Annotated in this window: 18 protein-coding genes; 7 read left to right on the top strand and 11 right to left on the bottom strand. The window is 72.4% G+C overall.

Going from position 1 to position 20,156, the window contains the following annotated elements; genetic code table 11:
• Positions 1-87: 87 nt before the first annotated feature.
• Positions 88-1,335 carry an arginine deiminase gene (locus F4559_RS32445; RefSeq protein ID WP_312865928.1) on the bottom strand — a complete coding sequence of 416 codons (1,248 nt, stop codon included), beginning with the start codon at positions 1,333-1,335 and terminating at the stop codon, positions 88-90.
• A gap of 161 nt (positions 1,336-1,496) precedes the next feature.
• On the opposite strand from F4559_RS32445, the gene F4559_RS32440 reads away from it, so the two are divergent.
• Positions 1,497-3,395: a caspase family protein gene (locus F4559_RS32440; RefSeq protein ID WP_184674883.1), complete on the top strand. Its 1,899-nt coding sequence runs from the start codon at positions 1,497-1,499 to the stop codon at positions 3,393-3,395.
• Positions 3,396-3,429: 34 nt separating this feature from the next.
• Here the strand turns inward: F4559_RS32440 and F4559_RS32435 are convergent, their stop codons facing one another.
• The 3 genes from F4559_RS32435 to F4559_RS32425 all read right to left on the bottom strand — a co-directional run bounded on the left by F4559_RS32435 (position 3,430) and on the right by F4559_RS32425 (position 5,615).
• Positions 3,430-4,086: a GOLPH3/VPS74 family protein gene (locus tag F4559_RS32435; RefSeq protein WP_184674882.1), complete on the bottom strand. Its 657-nt coding sequence runs from the start codon at positions 4,084-4,086 to the stop codon at positions 3,430-3,432.
• 19 nt (positions 4,087-4,105) lie between these two features.
• Positions 4,106-4,792, bottom strand: coding sequence for a CPBP family intramembrane glutamic endopeptidase (locus F4559_RS32430; protein WP_184676476.1), 687 nt, complete (start codon positions 4,790-4,792; stop codon positions 4,106-4,108).
• A gap of 73 nt (positions 4,793-4,865) precedes the next feature.
• Positions 4,866-5,615, bottom strand: a complete 750-nt coding sequence (locus tag F4559_RS32425) for a DUF2470 domain-containing protein (protein ID WP_184674881.1) — start codon at positions 5,613-5,615, stop codon at positions 4,866-4,868.
• A 310-nt stretch (positions 5,616-5,925) separates the two neighbouring features.
• Here F4559_RS32425 and F4559_RS32420 point away from each other — a divergent pair, with 310 nt between their 5' ends.
• Both F4559_RS32420 and F4559_RS32415 read left to right on the top strand, forming a co-directional pair.
• Positions 5,926-6,405 carry a hypothetical protein gene (locus tag F4559_RS32420; protein WP_312865927.1) on the top strand — a complete coding sequence of 160 codons (480 nt, stop codon included), beginning with the start codon at positions 5,926-5,928 and terminating at the stop codon, positions 6,403-6,405.
• Between the two features lie 112 nt (positions 6,406-6,517).
• Positions 6,518-6,985: a hypothetical protein gene (locus F4559_RS32415; RefSeq protein WP_184674880.1), complete on the top strand. Its 468-nt coding sequence runs from the start codon at positions 6,518-6,520 to the stop codon at positions 6,983-6,985.
• Here F4559_RS32415 and F4559_RS32410 read toward each other — a convergent pair.
• Entirely contained in the window at positions 6,957-8,228 is a 1,272-nt protein-coding gene (locus F4559_RS32410; RefSeq protein WP_184674879.1) for a TetR/AcrR family transcriptional regulator, read from the bottom strand. The genes F4559_RS32415 and F4559_RS32410 overlap by 29 nt on opposite strands.
• A gap of 178 nt (positions 8,229-8,406) precedes the next feature.
• Between F4559_RS32410 and F4559_RS32405 the strand changes: the two genes are divergently transcribed.
• Entirely contained in the window at positions 8,407-8,604 is a 198-nt protein-coding gene (locus tag F4559_RS32405; RefSeq protein WP_184674878.1) for a hypothetical protein, read from the top strand.
• On the opposite strand, the gene F4559_RS32400 is transcribed toward F4559_RS32405, so the two are convergent.
• The 6 genes from F4559_RS32400 to F4559_RS32375 form a co-directional block, all read right to left on the bottom strand.
• The gene (locus tag F4559_RS32400; protein ID WP_184674877.1) at positions 8,601-9,770 is read right to left on the bottom strand and encodes a VWA domain-containing protein; all 1,170 of its coding nucleotides are present in this window, start codon (positions 9,768-9,770) and stop codon (positions 8,601-8,603) included. The two genes, F4559_RS32405 and F4559_RS32400, sit on opposite strands and share 4 nt — an antisense overlap.
• A gap of 103 nt (positions 9,771-9,873) precedes the next feature.
• A complete protein-coding gene (locus tag F4559_RS32395; RefSeq protein ID WP_312865926.1) occupies positions 9,874-12,066 on the bottom strand; it encodes a DUF5682 family protein in 2,193 nt (730 codons plus the stop codon).
• Positions 12,063-13,145: an ATP-binding protein gene (locus F4559_RS32390; protein WP_312865925.1), complete on the bottom strand. Its 1,083-nt coding sequence runs from the start codon at positions 13,143-13,145 to the stop codon at positions 12,063-12,065. Before F4559_RS32390 ends, F4559_RS32395 begins: the two co-directional genes overlap by 4 nt.
• Complete coding sequence (locus tag F4559_RS32385; protein WP_184674876.1) at positions 13,142-14,566, bottom strand: DUF5691 domain-containing protein; 1,425 nt, start codon at positions 14,564-14,566, stop codon at positions 13,142-13,144. Before F4559_RS32385 ends, F4559_RS32390 begins: the two co-directional genes overlap by 4 nt.
• A 289-nt stretch (positions 14,567-14,855) precedes the next feature.
• Entirely contained in the window at positions 14,856-16,115 is a 1,260-nt protein-coding gene (locus tag F4559_RS32380; RefSeq protein WP_184674875.1) for an SWIM zinc finger family protein, read from the bottom strand.
• A 37-nt stretch (positions 16,116-16,152) separates the two neighbouring features.
• Positions 16,153-17,325, bottom strand: a complete 1,173-nt coding sequence (locus tag F4559_RS32375; protein WP_184674874.1) for a homogentisate 1,2-dioxygenase — start codon at positions 17,323-17,325, stop codon at positions 16,153-16,155.
• A 72-nt stretch (positions 17,326-17,397) separates the two neighbouring features.
• Here F4559_RS32375 and F4559_RS32370 point away from each other — a divergent pair, with 72 nt between their 5' ends.
• The 3 genes from F4559_RS32370 to F4559_RS32360 are packed head-to-tail and all read left to right on the top strand — an operon-like array spanning position 17,398 to position 20,096.
• Positions 17,398-18,264, top strand: a complete 867-nt coding sequence (locus tag F4559_RS32370; RefSeq protein ID WP_312865924.1) for a hypothetical protein — start codon at positions 17,398-17,400, stop codon at positions 18,262-18,264.
• Positions 18,261-19,427, top strand: a complete 1,167-nt coding sequence (locus tag F4559_RS32365) for a fumarylacetoacetate hydrolase family protein (RefSeq protein WP_184674873.1) — start codon at positions 18,261-18,263, stop codon at positions 19,425-19,427. The genes F4559_RS32370 and F4559_RS32365 overlap by 4 nt, the downstream gene beginning before the upstream one ends.
• Before the next feature lie 3 nt (positions 19,428-19,430).
• Positions 19,431-20,096, top strand: coding sequence for an IclR family transcriptional regulator (locus F4559_RS32360; protein ID WP_184674872.1), 666 nt, complete (start codon positions 19,431-19,433; stop codon positions 20,094-20,096).
• Positions 20,097-20,156 lie beyond the last annotated feature (60 nt).

The following is a 20,156-nucleotide window of genomic DNA, read 5'->3' as shown; positions in this document are numbered from 1 at the left end:
CGTCCCGGGTCTAATTCCGCATCGCAGGGAAGATTAATCTAAGAATAGGTCAGCCTTGGTTGTCCGAAAGGTTAGGCAAACCTTTCGTCACGCCAGGGGTGCGCGTTCGATCGGGCAGGACATGCAGCGCGGCCCGCCCCGGCCGGACCCGAGTTCCGAGCCGCTGATGCGCAGCACCTCGACGCCCGCGTCCTCCAGGCGCGCGTTCGTCTCCACGTTGCGTTCGTAGGCCACGACCAGACCGGGACCGACCGCGAGCGTGTTGTTGCCGTCGTCCCACTGCTCGCGTTCGGCGGTCACCGGGTCCAGGCCGGTGTCGATCACGCGCAGCCGCTCGATGCCCATCGCGTCGGCCGCCGCCTCCAGGAACGGCTTGCGGTCGGCGACCGTCACACCGCCCGAACCGTCCGCGCGGACCGCGTACGCCTCCAGGCTGTCGCGCACCGCCGGGTACATCACCACGGCGTCGCGGTCGACCATCGTGCACACCGTGTCGAGGTGCATCGTGGCCCGCTCCTGGGTGATGGGCACGGCCAGGACCGTGTGCGCGAGACCGTCCGCGAGCGCGGATCGGGCGAACGACTCGGCACCGGCCGGCGTGGTCCGCTCGCCGACGCCGATGGCCAGCACGCCGGGCGCGAGCAGCAGCACGTCCCCGCCCTCCAACGGCGCCGAGTGCGCCCCGTACGCACGTCGCGTGCGGCGGAACCTCGGGTGGTAGGCGTAGATCAGGTCGGTCAGTGCGGTCTCGCGGTCACGCGCGGGCAGCGCCAGCGACGTGATCGCGACCCGGTCGCCGACCCAGACCGACGAGTCGCGCGTGAACAGCAGGTTCGGCAGCGGGTTCACGGCGAAGTCGTTGGGGTGGTGCATCTTGCGGACCAGGGACGCGCCCTCGGCGGCGGGCAGTTCCTCGAACGTCATGCCCGTGGTGAGCACGGTCGCGAGCTGGTCCGGCGGCAGGGAGGCGAGGTGCGAGCGCAACGCGTCGGCCAGGTCGATACCCAGTCGGCGCTCGTCGACCGCGCTGTGCAGGCCCGCGATCCGCGCACGGTCGTCGTGCAGCGCGGCGACCAGGACGTCGGACAGCAGGAGCACCTCGACGCCGCGCACGCGCAACACCTCGGCGAAGGCATCGTGCTCCTCCTGCGCGCGGTCGACCCAGGGGACGCCGTCGAACAGCAGTTGGTCGTTGTTGCGCGGGGTCAGCCGCTTCAGCTCGGCGCCGGGGCGGTGCAGCAGCACCGTGCGCAGGGGGCCGACCTCGCTGTCCACCCGGGGTGCCGGGTGCGGGACGGCGTCGGCGGTCTCGGTGGGTGCGATGTGCGCGGTCACGCGGTCGAGGGTAGACCGAAGGTGTGGAAGTCGCAGCCCGTGAGCGGGCTTTCCGGGTCAAGTCGACTGTAGTAGATGACTGAAGCGGCGATTCGTTGTGCGAATCGCGGGTCCATCCGGTTGAACGTTGTGTCACCTGGGGCACGTGGGAGGATCGGCCCGTGGGTCGTTATGCGCTGCTCGTCGCCACCGGTGCGTACGACGACGTCCGGCTCGCCCGGTTGCGGTCGCCCGCGTCGGACGTCGAACGTCTCGCCGCCGTGCTCGAAGATCCGGACATCGGCGGGTTCACGTCGGTGACCGTGCTGCGCGACCGGTCGGCCGGCGAGATCAGGCTCGCGGTGGAGGACGTGCTCGACCGCGAACCCGGTGATCTCGTGCTGGTGTTCTTCGCCTGCCACGGCGTGATGACGGCCGGACGCCGACTCCACTTCGCGGCCTCGGACACGAACCTCGACCGGCCCGCCGCCACCGCCGTGCCCCGGTCGTTCGTGCACGAGCAGTTGGCGGACTGCGCGGCCGGTGCCCGGGTGCTGGTGCTGGACTGCCGCTTCGGCGGTGTCGTCGCCGATCCGGTCGTCGAAGCCGGCGAGGGCTACGTCGTGTTGAGCGCGACCGACGCGTTCGGGCAGGACAAGTCGGTCTACACGGACGTGCTGATCGAAGGGCTGTCCGGCGGCGCGGCCGACCTCGACGGCGACGGCTGGGTCGAGGTCGCGGAGTGGGCGGCGTACGCGGCCCGTGCGGTCGGGGACCGGCAGACGCCGCTGTTCTTCCCGGACGGGACGGCCGGCGCGATCCGGATCGGGCGGGCCGGGACCGGGGTCGTGCGGGTGGCGCCGACGGCGACGTACACGCCCCGGCAGTTGCTGGTGGCGCGCGGGTTCCGGGCCGTGGCCGATCGCGTGTGTCGGACTTTGGGGCCTTACGGGCGGCGGGCGGTGCTTTATGTCGACCGTGCACCCGTGGAGGCCGGGGACGCTTCGACGATCGTGGACGTGTTCAAGCCGGACGACTCACGGGACCTGCTGGGCGTCGAGTACGCCCGTGACCTGGTGCGCGAGGTGCGGTCGGAGGCGGGTGACGGTGGCGCGTCCGCGGTGGCGGTGACGTCGGACGCGGTCGACGGACTGGTCGACGCCATGCGGTCGGGCGCGCATCCGATCCGGCTGCTGCACGGGATCGAGACGGCGGCCCGGCGTGCGGTCGAGTTGATCATCACCTCGGCGCGCGACCTGGTCCTCGGCGAGGTCGGGGCGCTGGCGGGCGGCGTGGTCGGCAGCGCCGAGGCGGCCGACGTGATCGTGCGCGTCGCGGACCTGATCGGCCTCAACGCGTCGTTCCTGGTGGACGTCGAGCCCGGTGCGGGGGTGGACTTCGTGCTCAGGATGGGCGCGCGGTTCCGGCACGCGGCGGTGATCGGCGAGGTGCCGGACCAGGGTCGGGTCCTGCTGCTGGCGGGTCGGTTCAACGGCCGGATCGCCGAAGAGCCCAGGATCGGCCTGGTGGTGTGCCTGGACGTCAACCGTTCCGCGTTGAAGTCCGACGGACCCGGTGTGGTCGTCGTGTCCGATCCCGACGTGCTGAACGAACTGCGGCTGCTCGTCGGCGGACAGGTGCTGCCCGGGGCGAAGGTCGACCGGCCATACGGGAACGCGACGCGGATCGTGGTGTCCGAACAGGAGATTCTGGTGCTCGGCAACGGCGAAGGCCGACCGGTCGCCGTCGTGCGCACCGGGTCCGCGGCCGAAGCCGGGCGGTTGGAGCGGGCGGCGCGGGTGCTGCGGGGTGCCGCCGAGGACGGCGTGCTGCGCGGGCAGGGCATCGGGCTGCGGGCCGTGGGCGGGCTCGTCACCAGGAGCGCGGTCGGGGAGACCGAGGAAGAACTCGGGATCCAGGTGTTCGGACGTGCTTTGGGTGCCGTGGCGCGGTGGGTCGCCGAGAACTCGGCGCTGGACGTGACCGGGCTCGATGCCTCGTCCGTCGACTCGGCCGTGGTGGCGCGGGTCGTGGTCGAGGCGTCGGCGCGGACCTTGCGGCGGTTCCTGCTCGCGTATTAGCGCGTGTCCTGCTCGCTATGGCAGGGCCGGACCGCTAGCTCGTCGTGGTGATCGCGGGGATCACGACGGTCGCGGTCAGGACGGCGTGGATCTCGTCCACGGCGCGGCGGACGGCCTTGCCCGCCCAGTCGCCCTCGGTGATCGTCTTCAAGCGGGCCTTGACCTGGGCGTGCGGCAGGTCCTTGAACACCTTCCGCTCGAACCGCAGTGCCGCGACCAGGGACGCGAGGGCGGCGGTGCGCGGGTCGACCGGGTCCTCGGAGGTGATCGCGCGGGCCAGGCGCTGCCGTGCCTCGGTCTCCTCGGCGGGCTCGCCGCCGTCCGGCGCGGGGTAGCGGGTGCGGGGGAAGAGCAGCAGCACCTTGTCCTGCTCGCGGCGCAGCACGCCCGCGTCGACCAGGCTGGACAGGACGCGGTCGGGCAGGCCCTTGCTCAGGCGCGTGACCCAGTCCTTGGGCTTGCGGTCCTTGTCGGCGGCGATCGCGGCGAGCGCGTGGTCGAGGACCGGGTGATCGGTGGGCGTCGGGTCGAGGACCGTGACGCGGTTGTCGACCACGTCGATGCGTCCGGCCAGGGCCAGGTCGAGCAGCACGCCACCGGCCAACCCGTACTCGAAGACGGGACGGCCCAGGCGCAACGCGCCGCTGTCGTCGTAGGCCAGGAGGGCGATTTCCTCGGCGAGATTCCCCATGCCACAGTCTAAACCGGACTCAGGGCAGCCAGGACACCTTTCCGCGCAGGAACGTGTAGCCGACGAACGCGACCACGTCGAGGATCGTGTGCGCGAAGACCAGGATCCACAGGCGGTTGGTGCGCTGCCAGACCTTGCCGAAGACCAGGCCCATGACGACGTTGCCGATGAAGCCGCCGAAGCCCTGGTAGAGGTGGTACGAGCCGCGCAGGATCGAACTGGCCGGCAGGGCTGCGTTGTCGCGCCAACCGAGCTGCTTCAGCCGGGTGATGAGGTAGCCGACCACCAGGGTTTCCTCCGCCCAGGCGTTGCCCGCCGCGGAGAGGACCAGGACGACGGTCCGCCACCAGGAATCGTCCAAAGTGGACGGTTGGACGGCGAGGTTCAGGCCCAGGTGGTGCGCCAGCAGGTACAGGCCCAGGCCGGGGATGCCGATCACGGCCGCCAGGCCCAGGCTGCCCAGCGCGTCGGGGCCGATCCGCGTCCGGTCGAGGCCCAGGGTTTTCAGTTTTGTGCCGGTGTGCCAGAGCAGGTAGACGCCCAGGCCGCCCCAGGCGGCCAGTTGCGCGACGCCGAGCAGTTGGGCGATCAGGTCGAGCAGGTCGAACTTCGCCTGCGGGACGTTGATCGCGACGGACTGTTGGTTGAGAGCGACCGGTTGGAGCAGGCTGTCGATCAGGCGGACCAGGCTGCGCAGGCCGGACATGCCCAGCGTGACGGCGAAGACGAGCAGCAGCTCGATGCGGACGGCTCGGCGGTCGATCACCTGGGCAGGCTATTCAGCGGCGTTGGGCGAGGAAAGGGCAGCCCATCAGTCTGCGCAGTTCGACGGACAGTTCCTGGGCCGTGGCGACCGGGCGGGAGAAGGCGATGCGGACGTCGTGGTCCTCGTCGGTGGCCTCCACGCGGAGCCGCAGGCCCAAGCGGTCCAGGCCGAGGGGGCGGACGTGGCCGCCTCGGAGGTGTTCCGGGAGGTGCTGGGAGAGGAGGCCGACCACGTCGCGGTGGGACAGTTCCAGGTGGCGCAGCCAGTGGTCCTCGTGAGTGCAGAACGGGTCCGGTTCCGCTGTGGCGAAGAGGTCCGGTTGCAGGCTGGTGGTGCCTTCCGCGTCCGCCACGACGATCGACGCGGGCTCCAGGCGCAGGGCGGACATGCCGTGGCCTACGTCCAGGAGGCGGGGGTCGGGGCGTTGCTCGGCGACCTCCAGGCAGGCCTGGCGGGCTTCCTGCGGGTCGAGGACCCGTAGCCAGCCGGTGATCCAGAGCAGGCCGCGGACCGGTTCCCGCAGGGTGACGGGGGCGTGGTCGGCCACCTCCAGCATGCCGGTGGTGGCTCCCGTGCGGACCAGGGGGTGGTCGTCGGGGAGGAGCATCGTGGCTTCGCCGGTGGGGTGGACGTGGTGGAAGGCGGGGGTGATCCGGGCTTCCGTGCCGTTCGAGGGCAGTAGTGCGGCGCGTCCGCCCCTGGTCGCGATCGTCCGGGCCCGTTCCGCGGGGTGCGGAGCGGGTGGTCGGCGGTCTTCGCTCACCGTGCACCTCCACTTTGTTAGGGCAGCCTAACTTGGAGGCTGCCCCTGGGGGAAGTCCCTCCATCGGCGTACGTGTTCCCGGCCTGTTCTACACGCGCCGCGCGCCGCCGGACACCACGCGAGTCCTCCACTCGGACACCGCGAGTTATGCACTCAGACACCGCGAGTTGTGCACTCGGGCACCGCGAGTGTGCGTCCGGTGCGGCGAACTGTGTGGTCTTGGGGTGCGAACGTCGGTCTGGGCCGATTGTGGCTTGAGTGTCGTGCCCTCGGGTCCGGAGACTGGCTTCGGGAAGGGGGTGTCGCTCTGGTGATCAGGAGAGTCGGCGGGCCGTCGGGGCGGGGGGCGGCGTTGGAGGACGAGTGGACGCGGTACTGCCTGGAGATCGCCGGGCGGCGGGCGTTCGGGTGGGTTCTGGTCGGCGTCGTGGCGTTCGTGGTCCACCTGGTGGTCGTGTCGCAGGGGTGGGGTGGGGGGACTGTCGGGTGGGGGTTGCTGGTTTTCGCGGTTGTCGTGTTGGGGCTGGGGATGGTGCGGCGGCCTGCGCCCTCGGTCATGGCCGAGGGGGCGCCGTGGAAGTTCGTGCGGGTGCATTGGCGTGGTGGGCGGCTGGTGGTGCACGGGGACGGGAAGGACGTCGTGCTCGACGTGACGGCCGGTCCGCTTGCTCGTGGGCGGATCAACCGGCATCGGCGGGCCTGGGTTCTGGAACCCGGGCGTCGGGGCGAGACGGTCGTGACGTTCCGGGGTGTACCCCGGTTGTTCGCCGCCCGGGTGCTGGACGGGTGACGTCCGGGGTCGGGGGTGTCACATCGGTTTCGGTGATCAACCGGGCGGATATCCGGCGGGTATCTGGTTTGGTGGAGGGCGTGTGCGCGTGCGAGCGGTGGGGAGCGGCCCCGTGATCGGTGAGGACTGGGCACGTCGCTGCCTCGACCGCGCCGACCGGCGGGCGGTCGGGTTCCTGCTGTTGGCCGTGGCCGCCGTGCTCGCGCTGTGGCTGGTGTCCGAGTTGATCGGGTCGCGTTGGGTGTTCGTGTTGTTGCCGTTGTGCGTCGAGTTCGCCGTGCCGGGGTTGCGGCACTTCCTATGCCGACGTGCCGTCCGGCGGTTGCTGGAAGCGCACGACTGGCACCCGATGTCGGTGTCGTTCGTGGCCGGACGGGCACGTGTCGGGCGTCAGGCGTACCTGGAGACGGAAGGATCCGACCGGACGTTCCTGCGGTTGCCGGAAATGCCCGAGCGCGTGCGCGAGTACGTCCGGCGCACCGGTCAGGTCTGGCTGGCCGGACCCGACGCCCGCGGGCGGACCGTCGTCGTCACGCGCGGTACGCCATTCCTCACGTTGGGGCGTGTGGTGATCCGTTGAGCACGCCCGACAACAGCACCGTGACCGCGTTCGTGACCTCTGTCGGCGCGTGGTCGCGGCGGCGGAACGACCTGACCAGGACCGTGTCCGTGAGCAGTGCGGCCAGTTCCGCCGCCGGCAGGGCCGTGGTGAACCGGCCGGCGTGCTGACCCTCCTCGATCACCGGGGTGACCAGCGCCGGGAAGTTCGGCACGTGCTCGCGGGCCGTGTCGTCCTGGGTGGACAGGACCATCAACGCGTCGAACATCGCGCGGTGCGCCGTCGTCGCCAAAGCCAGGCGTTCGAGGTGGCGCACCAGGATTTCCGGTGCCGGGCGTTCCAGTCGGACATCGGTGGAGAGGCGTTTGCGGACCTCGTCGTACGACGGCCGCAAACCGGCAGCCACTATGTCCGCTTTGGTAGGAAATAGGCGTTTTATGGTGGGTAGATCGACGCCCGCGGTCGTCGCGATGTGGGCCAGTCGCGTCCCGTGGTAGCCGCGGTGCGCGAATTCGTGCGCCGCCGCGTCCACCACCGCCTGTTCCGGGTCGTCGGGCAAACGGTCCGGGTGGAACTCGCGCGACACCTCCTCGGCCAAAGGCGCGATGACGTCGTCGACGTGCTCGTCGCGTTGACCGCCGTCGACCACGGCACCCAACAACGCCACGGCCGCGTCGCCGAACAGGTCGTCGGGCACCGACGCCGGATCGAGCACGCGGCGCAATGCCAGCCCCTCGACCAAAGCGGTCAGCACGACCGCCAGCGAATCCGGGCCGAACGGCTTGCGCAGCACCGCGCCCCACTCGGCCAACGTCGCCTCGCACGCCTGCGCCGTGCGCCGGGACAACTCCCGGTACTCGACGCGGGCCGACCGCAACGCGGCCGTGTGCCCGCGCGCGAACGTGGCCAGGAACAACCTCGCCCGCGCCGCCGGGTCCGCGCACAACGCCCGGAAGTCCTGGAGCGCGCGGTCGCGGACCAGTCGTCGTGGATCACCCGTGCCGCCCGGGAACACCAGCGGCGCGTACGCCGTGCCGTCCGCCAGCGTGCCCAGGAGGTCGTCGAGGAATTTCTCCTTGCCGCCCACGAGACCGAAGCGGTCTTTGTTGGGCCAGTTGTTGTAGAACGTCGTCGTGGTGAGGTGGGCGCGTTCGACGATCGCCTCGATCGTCAATCCCTCCGCGAGGATGCGGGAACCCGCCGACAGCAGGGCGTCCCGGCCCGCACGCAACAGGCGTGTTCGCGACGGAGGCTGTCTGACCATGGGAAAACCTCCTCGACGACCCGCCTTGACCTTCAAGTCAACCCTTGCTTGAGCGGGTTGAGCCGAAAGCCGACCACGTGTTCGTTGATCGGTGACGATCGTATTTGGTCGACTCTCCCCTTCGGCCCGGAGCGGGCCGGAATTGGCCCGGGTGGACGAGTTCGACGGGAGACGAGTCGTGGGATTCCTGGCCGGCCTGTTGGTGATCGCCGTCGCCGCAGCGCTGTTGATCGAAGAAGTGCTCTACCTCCTCGGCGGGTCGCTGTGGCTCTACGCCGCGGCGGTCATCGTCGTGGTCCTGGTCGTCCTCGTCGGCGGCCCCTCCGCACGCGCACGCCGGCGCATCCGGCGTGACGAGGAGGTCGTGGTCGACTAACGACCGACCGGCATGTCGTTCTGCTCGGCCCAAGCGGCAACGTCCTCCTTCCGCAGCGCGGTGGCGAGGAGGTCGGGAAATCGGTCCGGGGTGCATGCGAACGCGGGTGCGCCCAGGTCCGACAACTGCGCCGCCAACTCGTGGTCGTACGCCGGTGTGCCGCCGTCGCTCAACGCCAACAGCACGACGACCGTCACACCGCTGTGCACCAACTCCCGGACCCGGCGTCGGAGTTCGTCCGCCACACCACCCTCGTAGAGGTCGCTGATCAGCACCAACACCGTGTCCGACGGGCGGCGGACCAGCGACTGGCCGTAGGCCACGGCCCGGTTGATGTCCGTGCCGCCGCCGAGCTGGGTCGCGAAGAGCAGGTCCACCGGGTCGTCCAGCTCGTCGGTCAGGTCGACCACCTCGGTGTCGAACACGACGAGCTTCGTGTCCACGCTGCGCAACGACGCCAGCGACGCGCCCATCACCGCCGAGTACACCACCGACTCGGCCATCGACCCCGACTGGTCGACCAGCAGGATCACGTCCTTGAGCGCCGCCGTCCGACTCCGCCGGCGATGACCCCTGAGCTGCTCGACCACGACCGTGCCCTGGTCGGGCTGGTAGTGCTTGAGGTTGGCCCGGATCGTGGCGTCCCAGTCCACATCGGACAGACGTGGTCGGCGCGTGCGCCGCGAACGGTCGACCGCGCCGTGCACGGCGGCCTTCAGGCGTTCCGCCAGCCGTCTTTCGATCTCCTCCACGACCTTGCGCACGACCGCGCGTGCGGTCTCACGGGTGCGCGCCGGGATCGCCGACGAGAGCGACAGCAGCGTGCCGACCAGGTTCACGTCCGGTTCGGCACCGGCCAGCAGTTCGGGTTCGAGGAGGAGTTGGCGCAGGCCCAGGCGGTCCACCGCGTCGCGTTGCATCACCTGGACCACGGACGTGGGGAAGTACGTGCGGATGTCGCCGAGCCAGCGGTGCAGGACGGGGGCCGAGCCGCTCAGCCCGGCGCCGCGCTTGCGCCCGCCGCCCTCCACCGGGCCGCCGCCGTAGAGGCCGGTCAGCGCCGAGTCGCGGCGGGCGTCGTCCGTGCCCAGGGTGCTCAGGTCGCCCGCGTCGGCGCCGAGCAGCAACCGCCAGCGCCGCAGCCGTTCGGTCTCGTCGGTGCTCATCGGACCGCCTTCGGGTGTCGGAGGACTGGCGCACGCGGTTTGCCGGTGTCGGGCGGCGGACGTCGTGGCCGGTCCGGTGTCGTGTCGGCGGGGCGGGAGTGGCTCACGACCGCGGTCCCAGCAGGGTGCGGACGTGGGCGACCAGGCGGTCCGCCAGGTCCTCGTCCCAGTCGCCCGTCGGCTTCCCGGACCTGGTCCGGCCCTTCACGCGGTCGCCGATCATGCGGCGTTCGGCCGTCGAGAACTCCGTCACGGCCTTGCGCAGCAACGGCAACGCGGCCTCGAAATCCGGGCCTGCCAGACCGGACAGCCAGTCGTCCACCACGGCGAACAGGGACCGGTCGGCCGCGAGCAGCGCCGCCGAGCCACGCAGGAAGCCCGCCACGAACGCGGTCGCGCCGGCGTTCGTGGACACCGCGCGGTGCAGCCGGGTCTCGACAGTGGCCGAGTCGACCTCGCCCGCCTCCCACAGCAGGCGCGTCGCCCGTCCCGCCGGCAGACCGTGCGCCTCGGTCAGGTCCGACAGCGAGCGCAACGCCCGGCGCCACGTGGCCCGGTGGTCGTCGTCGGCCGCGAGGCGGACGGCCTCGTCGGCGCCGTCGACCGCGGCCAGCGCGCGTTCCGCCGTGGCGTCGTCGACGTTCCGGCAGGCCAGGGGCAGTCCGACCGCGCCACGCGCGAGCAGGCCGTGCAGGGCCACCCGGAGCAGTTCGGGATCGGTGTCGCGGACCGAGCCGTAGCGGACCGTCGTCGCCAGGCTCGGCAGGGCGTCGAGCAGTTCCAGGGCGTCCGTCGCCGCCGCGGCCCGGCGGTCGAGCGCGGCCCGTGCCGCCGCCACCGCCTCGGGCAGTTCGCACCCGACGGCGTGATCGAGCACCTCGGCGGCCTCGACCACGCGCGACGCGCCGGCCGCCCGCTCTTCGAGGACGTGCCGTGCGGCGCTCTCGACCGTCGTGCCGTGCCGCGCCGCCACCGCGAGGGCCACCGCGAACTCGGGCCGCCACAGCAGTTGCCACTGCTCGGTGAACGTACCCAGTCCCCGGCTCGCGTCCGGCGTGCCCCACGGGACGTCGAGGACCTCCAGGCGCCGCAACAGCTTCGACCGCTCGCGGTCGTTGTCCCGGCGCAGGTCGAGCCGCAACGACTTCGCCTCGGCCGCGACCGCCAGGCGCAGCCGCTTGCGCAGCCGGTCCAGGTCGGCGGCCAGCGGGGAGCGCGGAACCTCGTCGCCGACCTCGCCGATGCGCTCGCCGACCACGAGCCGGGTGTGCACGACGTCGAGGTGGACCTGGTCGCCGCCGCACAGGACCGCGCGCGCCGACTCCATGACCTCGGACAGGCCGGGCGACGGACGGCCGCGCAGCGCCGCCAGCGTGTCCGCGAGCCGCACGGCCTCGACCGCGCTCGCCGTGGACGCCGGCAGGTCCTCGTCGCGCAGCACGGTGCACGCACGGGAGAACCACCGCGCCACGGTGTCCTTGCCCTGGGCGGTCTCCCATAGGTGCGCGTACCAGCCGGGCGAGTCGATGCCCGCGCCGTAGCCCGACGACGCGGCGAGCTTGCCGTGGCTCCACGGCACCCAGGTCCCGGACACCTTGCGCCGCGGCAGGCCCTTGAGCGCCGCCGCGTCGAGCGAGGCCGTCGGGAGCGTGCGCAGGGCGGGCACGTGCCACGCGCCGCACACCACGACGACCGGCCCGTCGGTGTCCTTGAGCGCCTTGCGGATGCCCTGGCGCATGGCCGCTTCCCGTCGGAGCGTCCGGTCGTCCACGTGGTGCTCGTACTCGGCACGCACGGCGGACATGGCCTCGGCGACGGCTTCGGCAAGGTCGGCGGGGTCGCCGTGGTGCTCGACCACGTCCTCCCACCAGCGCTCGGGGTCGTCGAAACCGGCCGCTTCGGCGAGCAGGCCCAGCGGGTCGACGGCCACCTGCGGTTCGGGGGTGTCGTCGGGCGGTGTTTCCGGCCCGCCCAGCGAGGCGGCGGCGGGCAGGTCGAAGAAGCGCAACGGGACGTCGTGCGCGTCCGCCCACGTCAAGGCCCGCCACTCCGGCGAGAACTCGGCGAACGGCCAGAACGCGGCCCGGCCCGGATCGGCCTCGTCGTGCAGCAGCACGGCCACCGGCGGGGTGAGCCGGCGGACGTGCGGCAGCAGGACGTCCGCCTCCGGTGGGCCCTCGACCAGCACGATCGCCGGGCGCAGATGCTCGAGGGCGGCCTGCACCATGCGTGCCGAACCCGGGCCGTGGTGGCGCACGCCGAGCAGCGTGACCCGGTCGGGCAGGGGTCGGCTCACGCCAGGTCCCGGCACGCCCGGTACAGGTCGCGCCAGTCGGCGCGTTCCTTCACGACCGTCTCCAGGTACTCCTGCCACGCCGCGGTGTCCGAGACCCGGTCCTTCACCACCGCGCCGAGCAGGCCGGACGCGACCTCGTCGGCGGTGATCGTGCCGTCGCCGAAGTGGCCCGCCAACGCCATGCCGCCGGCGACCACCGAGATCGCCTCGGCCGTCGACAGGCTGCCGCTGGGCTTCTTGAGCTGCGTCCGACCATCCACAGTGGACCCGTTGCGCAGCTCCCGGAAGATCCGCACGATCCGGCGTACCTCGTCCAGCGCGGGCGGCCGGGCGGGCAGGTCCAGCGCCCGGCCGAGCTGCTCGGCCCGCGACGACACGATCCGCACCTCGTCGTCCTCGGTCGCCGGCGGCGGCAGCACCACGGTGTTGAACCGGCGGGCCAGCGCCGACGACATCTGGTTCACGCCCCGGTCGCGGTCGTTGGCCGTCGCGATCACGGTGAAGCCCGGCACGGCCTGCACCTGCGTGCCCAGCTCCGGGATCGGCAGGGTCTTCTCGGACAGGATCGTGATGAACGAGTCCTGCACCTCGGCGGGCATGCGGGTCAGCTCCTCGATCCGCGCCACCGCGCCCGTGCGCATCGCCTTGAGCACCGGGCTCGCCACGACGGCCGCCTCGCTCGGCCCCTCCGCGATCAACCGCGCGTAGTTCCAGCCGTACCGGACCTGGTCCTCGCCCGTGCCTGCCGTGCCCTGCACGACCAGCGTCGAATCACCGCTCACCGCCGCCGCGACGTGCTCGGACAGCCACGACTTCGCCGTGCCCGGCACACCGACCAGCAGCAGCGCCCGGTCGGTCACCAGCGTGCCGACGGCCACCTCCACCAGGCGCCGGTCGCCGATGTACTTCGGGGTGATCACCGTGCCGTCGGACAGCGTCCCGCCGAGCAGGTAGCGCACGACGGCCTGCGGCGACATCCGCCACCGCGGCGGACGCGGCCGGTCGTCGGTCGCCGCCAGGGCGGTCAGCTCGGCGGCGTACTGCTGTTCCGCGGCGGGCCGCAGCACGGTCTCGGTCACGGTCGGTCCTTTCGGTGCGGGGCAAAGGCGTCGCGCAACTGCATGCGCAGGCGCAGGACGTCCAACTCGGAGGTGTGGGTCGGCCAGCGTTCGGTGATCACGTGCCAGTTCGCGCCGAGCACCTCGGCGTCACCCCTGGTCAGCAGCACGGCCGGTGGTCGGCCCGCCCGCCAGCGCGGATCGCGCATGTCGGCGTAGCGGCCCAGCAGCGCGGCCGTCGCCTCGGCCGACCACGGCGCGGGCAACTGCGAGCACGCGTGGTCGAGCAGGTCGTAGTTCCACTGCCGCGACACTTCGACGACGGTGCGCGCGGCCAGGTCGGTGGGCAGCGTCGCGAGCATCTCCAACTGCTCCATGCCGGTGAGACTGCGGGTCGCGGCCACCGCCCACGGCCGAGCGTCGACCGCGAGGTTGAGGCGCTGCGCCACGCCCCGCAACAGGGCCGCCGCCCACGGGCTGCGCTCCAGCTCACGGGCCGCGTCGACGTCGTCGGAGCCGAGCCGCCTGGTCCAGTAGCCCGGCGGCACGGCGGCCGAAGCACCCCGGATGCGACCCGTGACCCCCGACTCCGAACCGTCGCGCAGCAGGTCGCGCGCCTCCTCGGGATCGGGTTCGACCACGGTCCACAGCTCGTCGGACCGGACGTCGAACCCCTCGGCGGTCAGCCACAGGCCCCGGTGCAGGCGGTCGGCGGCCCGGCGGGCGAGCAACGAGTCGGGCAGGGCGCGCAGCAGCCGCAACGCCTCGTCGTGCACGCCGATGGCCAGGTCGTCGAGCGCGCGTTCGAGCAACGCCTCGTCGTCGTGCGAGAGACCGGCCTCCAACGCGTTGACCACGGCCTGGCGGTCGACCGCGCGGGGTTGGCGGTCGTACTGGGCGGCGAGGAACTCGCGGGTGCCGTCGGGGTCGAGCGTGCGTGCCCGCCGCAACGCCGCCTGCCGGGCGGGGCCGGGCAGGTCCATCGCGTTGTCGAGGTCGACCGCCTCGACGGCCGCGACCGCCCAGTTCCACCGCGTCCGCACGGACGCGAGCCACCGGCCGCGCGTGCCGAGGACCGCCGTGACGGCCTGCCTGAGTCCGGTGTGGGACGTGCCCAGGTCCAGCAGCACGGGCAGTTCCCGGTGGTGTGCCACCAAACCGACGCCCCTGGCCATGCCGCACCACTCGGTGAGCAGCACCTGGTCGTCGGACGCCGTGATCTGGGCGAGCACGTCCCGTGCCGCCGGAGGTACGAGGGCCTCGGTGGCTTCGGGTGCCTGCTCCAGGAAGCCGCCTTCGGCGACCGGGGGAAGGGGGGCGCCGTGGGCCGCGAGCCCCAACGCCGCACAGCGGTCGAGGAGTTCCGCCGCGTCGACCCCGGATCGGTGCGCTCCGACGAGAAGGGTCTGGACCGTCTCGTCCCACTCGGCGTCGCGGCTCATGCGGACACCGCCGGGCGGGTCGGGAGGGCGGTCCGCCGGTGTCCGGGACGCGGTGTCGAGGTGGGTACGCCGGGGTGGCGGCCCTGCGCCGGGTGTGGCCCCGGGCGGCGAGGGGCGCGTCCGAAGGTCGACTCGGTGGTGGATGCGGCGGCCGGGTGGTCGTGTTCGTGCCGGGGCCTCGGGCGGCGGGTGCCGATGGGGTGGTCGTCTCCGGACCACGGTGCGGTGGTCGGGGAGAGTGCGTCGGTGGAGGGGCGGCCGGTTTCGGGCGGGGGATTCGAAAGTCGGCTCATGCCAGCACCTCCGGGGCGTCGCCTGCCAAGGCCACGGCGCCGGGGCGCAGCGTTTCCCCGTCCCACAGCGCCCACAGGTCGAACGGTGTGCCGCCGGTGATCGCGACCACCTGGTCCAGCGCCAGGCCCGCGTGGATCCTCAACGCCCGGCCCTCGGCGTCCACCGCGTGGGTCGCGTCGGCGGACAGCCGCACGCCCGCGCACGACACCGGGTGCACGCGTTCCCACGGGTCGGCCAGCAGTGCCGGTTCCAGGCCGGCCAAGGCCTCGACCCACGACGCGGACGCGGGCACGGGTCCGAGCGGCTGTTCGGTGATCACCTCGCCGAGCGCCACCCGCGACGAACCCGGGTACCGGTGCAGCACCGCGTGCAGCTCGACGCCGTGCGGCAGCACGGGCACCGGCCGGGCATCACCGCGCGCGTGCCGCTCCGCGAGCACCCAGCCGTGCTCCCGCCCCCACGCCCACTGCCGCAGCGTGCGGAACCGACCCTCGTCGGTCTCCCGGCGCAGCAACGAGATCCAGCGGTCCGTCATGCCCGGCGCGGCGCGGACCTCCTCCTCGGTCACCGAGTACCCGAGGCGCCGGCGCACGACCGCCGAGTCCGTCCCGGCCAGCCGGGTGAGCAGGTGCAACCCGCCCAACCGGTCCGCCGCGTCGTGCGCCCACCGCGACCCGCCCGCCGCCACGGCCGCACGCACGTTCTCGACCGCAGCTGCCAGCCCCTGGGCTTTGGCGTCGACCATCCGCGCGGTGACGCCCTGCCACCACGCCGCCTCACGGCCCGGCAGCGCCGCGATGCCCGCGCCCGCCACGTCCGCCAGCCAGTCGGTCAGCCCGGCCACGCCCACGCGCACCGACGCCTCGCGCTTGGCGGCCGTCCGCTCCTTCGCCCTGGCCCGCCGTTCGACGGCCTCGGGCGAGTCGTCGACGGGCGCGGCGGCCTTGCGCCGGTCCAGCCACTCCCGCGCCCAGTCCGGCGGCTCGCCCTCCTCCAGCGGCGTGCCCAGGTCGCGCAGTTGCAACGCCAAGGCGTGCTTGCACGGGAACTTGCGCGACGGGCACGAGCACTTGGTCGCCCGGTCGCCCAGGTCGACGCAGACCGCGTATGGCTTGGCACCGCTGCCCTTGCACAGCCCCCACAGGGCCAGGTCGCTACGACCCAGCCCGTGCCAGCCGGACGACCCGGCCAGCTTGGTGGCGGCGCCCGCCACCTTGCCGTCCGGGGCCAGTCCGAGAACCGCCTGTGCGTCCATGGCTCCAGACGGTAGCCAGGGGGTATGACAATTCGGATCAGTCCAGGTCGGGGCCCCTGCGTGCCCACGTCCACGCGTACCTCGGGTCCTCCGACGACAGCGCCGCCTCGCCCAGGTCCAGCGGCCGGAACGTGTCGACCATGACGGCCAGCTCCTCGAACCGCTCGGCGCCCAGCGACGCCTCGACCGCGCCCGGCTGCGGGCCGTGCGTGCAGCCGGCCGGGTGCAGCGACAGCGAGCCGAGCTTGATGCCCGAGCCCTTGCGCGCCTCGTAGTCGCCGCCCACGTAGAACAGCAGCTCGTCGGAGTCCACGTTGGCGTGGTTGTAGGGCACCGGGATCGACAGCGGGTGGTAATCGACCTTGCGCGGCACGAACGAGCACACCACGAAATTGGGGCCCTCGAACGTCTGGTGCACGGGCGGCGGCTGGTGCACGCGGCCGGTGATCGGCTCGAAGTCGGCGATGTTGAACACCCACGGGTACAGGTGCCCGTCCCAGCCGACGACGTCGAACGGGTGGTTGGCGTAGGTGAACCGGGTCAGGCCCGCGCGGTGGCGGACGAGCACGTCCACGTCCTCGCCGTCGACCAGCAGCGGTTCGGTCGGGCCGCGCACGTCGCGCTCGCAGTACGGCGAGTGCTCCAGGAACTGGCCCTGCTTCGACAGGTACCGCTTCGGCGGCCCGATGTGTCCGCCGGCCTCCAGGACCAGCAGGCTCAGCGGCGAGTCGGGCACCACCCGATAGGTGCACGAGGTCGGCAGCACGACGTAGTCGCCCTCACCGACCGTCAGCGCGCCGTAGATCGTCTCGACGACGCCCTCGCCGGACTGCACGTACAGCAGCTCGTCGCCCGCCGCGTTGCGGTAGAGCGGGCTGGGCTCGGTGGCCACCACGAACCCGATCGTGACGTCCGGGTTGCCGAACAGCGTCCGCCGCCCGGTGACCGCGTCGGCCTTGTCCCACGTGAGGTCGGGCGTGCGGAAGTGGCGCGGCTTGAGCGGCAGGTTCGGCACGAGACCGCCACGATCGTCCTCGACGGTGACCGCGTCGACGATCGCGGTGGGGAGGTGGCGGTGGTACAGCAACGCCGAGTCGGCCGAGAAACCCTCGACACCCATGAGTTCCTCGGCGTACAGGCCGCCGTCGGGCGTCCGGAACTGCGTGTGCCGCTTTCGGGGGATCTCGCCGACCTGACGGTAGTACGCCATTTCGTCTCACTCCGGGCGTTCGATAGTCGGACATCTTTGTTCAAGTACCGGTACGCCACTAGCGTGTCAGCCGTGTCAAGCGCCTTCGAACTCCGTGCGCCCGGTCCACGCGGCACTCCGCCCCTGCTCGCGCGGCTCGTCGACGACGCCGCGCTGTTCCCGCCGGGCAACGCGACGATGCCCGACGCGGTACGCGGCCACCTCGACGCACGCGTCGGGCCGTGGGCCGGTGCGGTCGGGCTCTTCCTGTGCCCGGCGTCGCGGCTCGCCGAGCTGATCACCGAGCTGATCAAGGTCAAGCCGGTGAAGCCCATCGCCCTGTCCCTGGTCATCGACACCGGCCTCGGCGGCGTGCCCAAGGCCGTCTCGATCGTCGAGTCGCGCAGCGAGCTGCTCGCGCTGCGCATGGTCGAGATGCCCGCGCCGTCCGACGTCGACGAGGTGTGGCTGGAACGCGTCTCCGAGTTCGTGCCCGAGGACGTCATCCGCGTGGTCGAACCACGCCGGGGCGGCGCCGAGTGGCTCGACGGCGTGCGCCGCGTGATCGAGCACGGCAGCTGGCCCAAGATCCGCTGCGGCGGCCTGAGCCGGGAGAACTTCCCGAGCATCGACGAGGTCGCGGACTTCCTGGCCGTCGTCAGCGGCGGCGGGGTCGCCTTCAAGGCCACGGCCGGGCTGCACCACGCCGTGCGCTACACCGACGAGAAGACCGGCTTCACCCACCACGGGTTCCTCAACCTGCTGGTGGCCACGGTACGGGCGCTGTCCGGCGGCGACGTGCGCGCCGCGCTGGACAGCACCGACTCCGCCGCCCTCGGCGAGGAGGCCGGGTCGCTGTCCGACCAGGCCGCGCACGCCGTGCGCGGCGTCTTCGCGTCCTACGGCTCGTGCTCCCTGGAAGAGCCGATCACCGACCTGGAAGGGCTGGGCCTGCTGTGAGCTGGATCGACGACCCGGCGTTCAGCGCGGACGCCCCGTTCGGGCCGCAGACCCTTCCCTACGGGGTGATCCCGGACGGCATCGCCGTGCGGGTCGGCGACCACGCGTTGCCGTTGCGGCCCCTGGCGGACAGCTTCGGCCCACGATTGGCGGAACTCGTCTCGGCGACGTCGCTCGACCCGCTGCTGGCCGCCGGCTCGGCCGCGTGGAGCGAGCTGCGGGCCCGCCTGGTCGAGCTGGTGACGGCCGTGTCCGCGCCCCGCGGCGCGGCGCTGACCGGCATCGACGGCACCGTCCTGCCGTTCACCGTGGCCGACTACGTCGACTTCTACTCGTCGCTGCACCACGCCGAGAACGTCGGCCGCATCTTCCGCCCCGACGGTGACCCGATCCTGCCGAACTGGCGGCACATCCCGATCGGCTACCACGGCCGCGCGGGCACCGTCGTCGTGTCCGGCACACCGGTCGTGCGCCCGCACGGCCAGCGGCGCACGCCCGACGGCCCCGTGTTCGGCCCGTCCGGGCGGCTGGACATCGAGGCCGAGGTCGGCTTCGTGTGCGGCGGGCCGGTGCGCGGTCGACTGTCCACTTCGGACGCCGTCGACCACGTGTTCGGCGTGGCCCTGGTCAACGACTGGTCCGCCCGCGACGTGCAGGCGTGGGAGTACCAGCCGCTCGGCCCGTTCCTGGGCAAGTCGTTCGCCACGTCGATCGCCGGGTGGATCACCCCGCTGGAGGCGTTCTCCGGCGCGCGTGTCACGCCGACGCACGGCGACGTGCTGCCGTACCTCGCCGAGGAACGGCCGTGGGGCCTGGACATCCGCATCGAGGTCGAGTGGAACGGCGTCGTGGTGTCGCGTCCGCCGTTCCGCGAGATGTTCTTCTCGTTCGCCCAGCAGCTCGCGCACCTGTCCGCCAACGGCGCCACGGTGCGTCCGGGCGACCTGATCGCGTCGGGCACGGTGTCGGGTCCCGAACGCGACGAGCGCGGCTCCTTCCTCGAACTGAGCTGGAACGGTCAGGAACCCGTCGCCGAGGTCGGGCGGACCTTCCTGGAGGACGGCGACACCGTCCGGCTCACCGCGACGGCACCCGGCGTCGACGGCTCGGTGGTCGGGCTCGCCGAGGTCGTCGGCACGGTCGTCGCGGCCGACGAGAGGTAGGACGTGCGCGGAGAACCACGGCCGAGGGTCCCCGTCCCGGCGTCCAAGGAGAGTTCCCTGACGCTGGAACGGGGCCTGGCCCTGCTCCAGGCGGTGGCCGACGCGGAGTCCGAGGCGCCGTCGATCAGCGAGCTGGCGGCGGCCATCGGCGCGTCCCGCGCCGCGGTCTACCGGCTGCTGGTGCCCTTGCAGGCGCGCGGCCTGATCCGGCGCGAGGGGTCGAAGGTGCGGCTCGGGCTCGGCGTGCTGCGGCTGGCGTCCAACGTGCTGCCGCAGTTGCGCCTGGCCGCGCAGCCCGCGCTGCGGACGCTGGCCGAGACCGTCGGCGCGACCGCGCACCTGACCGTGGCCGACGGCACGGAGGCGCAGGCCGTCGCCGTGGTCGAACCGTCGTGGACGGCGTACCACGTGGCGTACCGCGTGGGATCGCGCCACCCGGTGCACCGGGGCGCGGCGGGCAAGGCGATCGGGTTGTCGACCGAAGGCCGGCAGTGGGTGCATTCGACCGGCGAGTTGCAGCCCGGCGCGTACGGTTTCGCCGCTCCGGTTCGCGGAGTGCCCGGATTGCGGGCTAGCGTCGGGGTGGTCGCATTGGAGAAACTGGACGGGGAAGTGGTGGGTCCGCAGGTGGTGCGGGCGGCGCAGGAGGTCGCGGAAGCCCTGCGGTGAAAGAATGCGATACTCCGGCTCGGGAAAAGGAGAGCAAGGTGTTCCCTGGATCGGCACAGG

This window comes from Saccharothrix violaceirubra, assembly GCF_014203755.1.
GTDB lineage: Bacteria > Actinomycetota > Actinomycetes > Mycobacteriales > Pseudonocardiaceae > Actinosynnema > Actinosynnema violaceirubrum.
This window is presented reverse-complemented; position numbering and strand designations above follow the sequence as displayed.

Coding starts and splice junctions, on each gene's coding strand:
- F4559_RS32435 (WP_184674882.1), bottom strand. CDS start 4,086: ATGGGGAATCTCGCCGAGGAAATCGCCCTCCTGGCCTACGACGACAGC.
- F4559_RS32430 (WP_184676476.1), bottom strand. CDS start 4,792: ATGTCCGGCCTGCGCAGCCTGGTCCGCCTGATCGACAGCCTGCTCCAA.
- F4559_RS32410 (WP_184674879.1), bottom strand. CDS start 8,228: ATGGTCAGACAGCCTCCGTCGCGAACACGCCTGTTGCGTGCGGGCCGG.
- F4559_RS32400 (WP_184674877.1), bottom strand. CDS start 9,770: ATGAGCACCGACGAGACCGAACGGCTGCGGCGCTGGCGGTTGCTGCTC.
- F4559_RS32385 (WP_184674876.1), bottom strand. CDS start 14,566: ATGAGCCGCGACGCCGAGTGGGACGAGACGGTCCAGACCCTTCTCGTC.
- F4559_RS32380 (WP_184674875.1), bottom strand. CDS start 16,115: ATGGACGCACAGGCGGTTCTCGGACTGGCCCCGGACGGCAAGGTGGCG.
- F4559_RS32375 (WP_184674874.1), bottom strand. CDS start 17,325: ATGGCGTACTACCGTCAGGTCGGCGAGATCCCCCGAAAGCGGCACACG.